At 46.3% G+C, this 3,014-nt stretch carries 3 protein-coding genes; all 3 read left to right on the forward strand.

Going from position 1 to position 3,014, the window contains the following annotated elements; genetic code table 11:
- Positions 1–140: 140 nt before the first annotated feature.
- Positions 141–863, forward strand: a complete 723-nt coding sequence (locus Q0236_RS11840; RefSeq protein ID WP_297918284.1) for a hypothetical protein — start codon at positions 141–143, stop codon at positions 861–863.
- A gap of 318 nt (positions 864–1,181) precedes the next feature.
- A complete protein-coding gene (locus Q0236_RS11845) occupies positions 1,182–2,075 on the forward strand; it encodes a DMT family transporter (RefSeq protein WP_297918286.1) in 894 nt (297 codons plus the stop codon).
- A 266-nt stretch (positions 2,076–2,341) separates the two neighbouring features.
- Positions 2,342–3,014 (forward strand): vWA domain-containing protein (locus tag Q0236_RS11850; RefSeq protein WP_297918289.1); only part of this gene is annotated, 673 nt, incomplete at its 3' end.

Genomic DNA, 3,014 nt, shown 5'->3' on the forward strand with positions numbered 1-3,014 from the left:
ATTTTTGTATGCACGAAAAGATATAGATTTTTTGCAAAATTTTATATCAGAAAAGCTCGCTGAAATTTCAAAAGCTAAAGCAAGCAAGATGCCTAAATTTAAATATATCGTCGTAAAATATTCAAAACGAAAGGAGCCGCATGAGGCTTTTGTATTTTGTGCTTTTTGCAAATGTAGTGCTATTTGTATTTTGCGGTTTAAAAAGCTTTCTGTTTAAAAGTAGTGCTTCTTATAAAACCATGCAAAAGGGCGTCTGGCTCATATCGCCTAATCCTGTAGCCAAATTTACGCTCGTCATATTTCTTTTATCTTGGGGGTCGATAGTGGCGTTTGACGAGCCTTGGATAAAGAGGATAAAAGGTAAAGGTAAAGTTACATCCTTTGACACAAGCGACCCTTTATGTATAGACGGATTCTTGCACAGGAGCGGCGACGAAACTGCGTTCGTGATCGTGATGGGTATTATTTTGATACTTATATCCCTATGGCTATTGACCGAAAAAGGGGTCATCATAGATAGCCGTAGTATAAGGAGAGAATGGGAATGTTTGCCGTTTAAATTTAGCACAAAGATCGATATAGAAAATGCCCTTACGGAGAAGGGGATGAAGGGAGAGATGCCGATTTTAAAAATAAAAGACGAGCAAAGCGGCAAAAATTTCACGCTCTCGTTTCCATATGCACAGCAAGATATAAAATTTATCGAAGCAGAGATAAGAAAGAGGCGCTATAAGATGATGAAATCAAAAGAGGCGAAGGCTCCCCTCAAATCCGCGCTCAAAAAAACTATAAGCTTAAAAGGCGCGAATGAGCGCGCAAACATAGAAATTCTAAAAAACGACAAAGAGGGCGCGGGCGATTAAATTTTAAATTTAGCCACGCGCGAGCAATAGCTGTGAAATTTTATGACAAGTTGCGGCGAAGAGACGTAATGATCGCGCGAGTAGTAGCCGTAAAATTTACGCGTAGCGAAGCGGCGGCAACGAGTGCGCGACAAGACGAGCCCAATGCAAGCCTAAAAAGACGAACCGAAAGCTTAAAACGAGCCGGACGCTTAAAATTTAACTCACGATCTTAAAAACCAAAATTCCAAACCGCTCCGTCAAAATCGTCAAAATTTAGCCTATTTTTTACCTAAAATTTCGTAAAATTACGACTTTAAATTTTCAAAAAGGACATAGATGAATAAAAATTTGGAATTCAGAGCCGACATCGGAATGGTCTTCGTGGCGATCGCTTTTGGGCTCGGGTATCTGCCCACCTCGCAGGCACTTGCGAGCAACAACGTCTTCGTGCTGCTATTTTGGCGCTTTTTCGCCGCGAGCATCATCGCAGGCGCGATATTTTTCCCAAAGCTCAAAGCGCTCACTTCGCGCGAGATCAAGCACGGCGCGGCGCTTAGCCTATTTTTATTCGCAGGCTTTACGTCGCAGACCTTCGCCTTTAAATTTGCGCAAAGCTCCTCCGTAGCGTTCATCATCGGCCTAAACGTCGCGCTCGTACCCTTCATCGCCGCGGCGCTGTTTAGACATAAAATTTACTCCTACGCCTACGCGGGCATCGCGCTTGCGGTCATTGGGCTCTATCTTATCGGCGACACGCAGTTAGGCCTCGGTAAGGGTGAAGCGCTGGCGCTAGTCTGCGCGTGCGCGTATTCGTTTCACATCGTGCTGACCAACCGCTTCGTTCAAAGCTGCGACGTAGCGGGCATCGCCTACGTACAGATCCTCTGCTTAAGCGCGCTTTGCTGCTTTGCGACGATCTTTTTTGAAAGAGTCAGCATCGTACCGGTGATGGACCGAAGCTTTTTCGTCGCGATGGCGGTGATCTGCCTACTGGGAACGGTTTTTGGCTTTTTCGCGCAGGCCTTGATGCAGAAATACACGACGCCTGTAAAAACCGCTCTGTTTTTCACGCTAGAGCCCGTAACGGCGGGCATCATGGGCGTATTCGTGGGCGGCGAGAGGCTAAGCGCGATGCAAATTTTAGGCGCGGCGCTCATCCTATCTGGCGTTTTGATAAGCGAGATCGGAAGCTACCTCAGCGCAAAACGGAGCAGATCCGCAGACGTTTGATTTTGCGGCTGCGCAAATTCCATAACTTCCATGCCACGTGGAATTTTGCGCCATAAAACTCCGTGCCGCATAAAATTCTGCGCCATGCAAAATTCTATATCGCGCGGAATTTTGCGGCGTCTCTTGCAAGGATACGTTAAAATTCCACGACAAAATTTCGTATTAAAATTTACGTAGCAGGGGCGTGCGGCAAAGCTTTAGCGATAAAATTTCATTGATTAAGCGATACAATAGTAAAATAATGAAATTTTAACAAAGGAGCCCCTATGAAAAAAATCATCCTTCTTGTTGCCGCGCTTGCGGGCATATTGTTTGCCAAAAGCGTAGAGCTAGAGACGCCGCCCGATCATAAAGACGGCGTAAATCACCTGGAATTGGTGCTAATCTTAGATAAATCGGGCTCGATGAGCGGGCTTGAGAGCGATACGATCGGCGGATTTAACTCGATGATAGAAAAGGAGCGCAAAGAGGGCATCGACGCCAGCGTCACGACCGTGCTTTTCGATACGAAATTTAACGTCATCCACGACCGCACGCCGCTTAAGAAGGTCGAAAACCTAACGTCTAAAGAGTACTACGCCGGCGGCAACACCGCGCTACTGGACGCCGTCGGCAGCACGATAGCGCGTATCGAGCGGGTGCCCGATATCTATGCCAAAAACAATCGCGTGCTTTTCGTCATCATTACCGACGGTATGGAGAACTCAAGCCGCGAATACTCCAAAGCGCAGATTAAGAAGATGATTAGCGACAAGCAGGAAAAATACGACTGGGAGTTTATCTTTTTAGGCGCTAATATCGACGCCGCAAGCGAAGCGCAAAGCATCGGTATCAAAAGCGAAAACGCCCTAAAATACGAGAATTCCAAAGAGGGCGTGAGTAAAAATTTCGAAGCGGCGGCCGAGATATCCAAAGACGTAGCGACCGATAATAAAGCAA

The organism is uncultured Campylobacter sp., assembly GCF_938031315.1.
Taxonomy (GTDB): domain Bacteria; phylum Campylobacterota; class Campylobacteria; order Campylobacterales; family Campylobacteraceae; genus Campylobacter_B.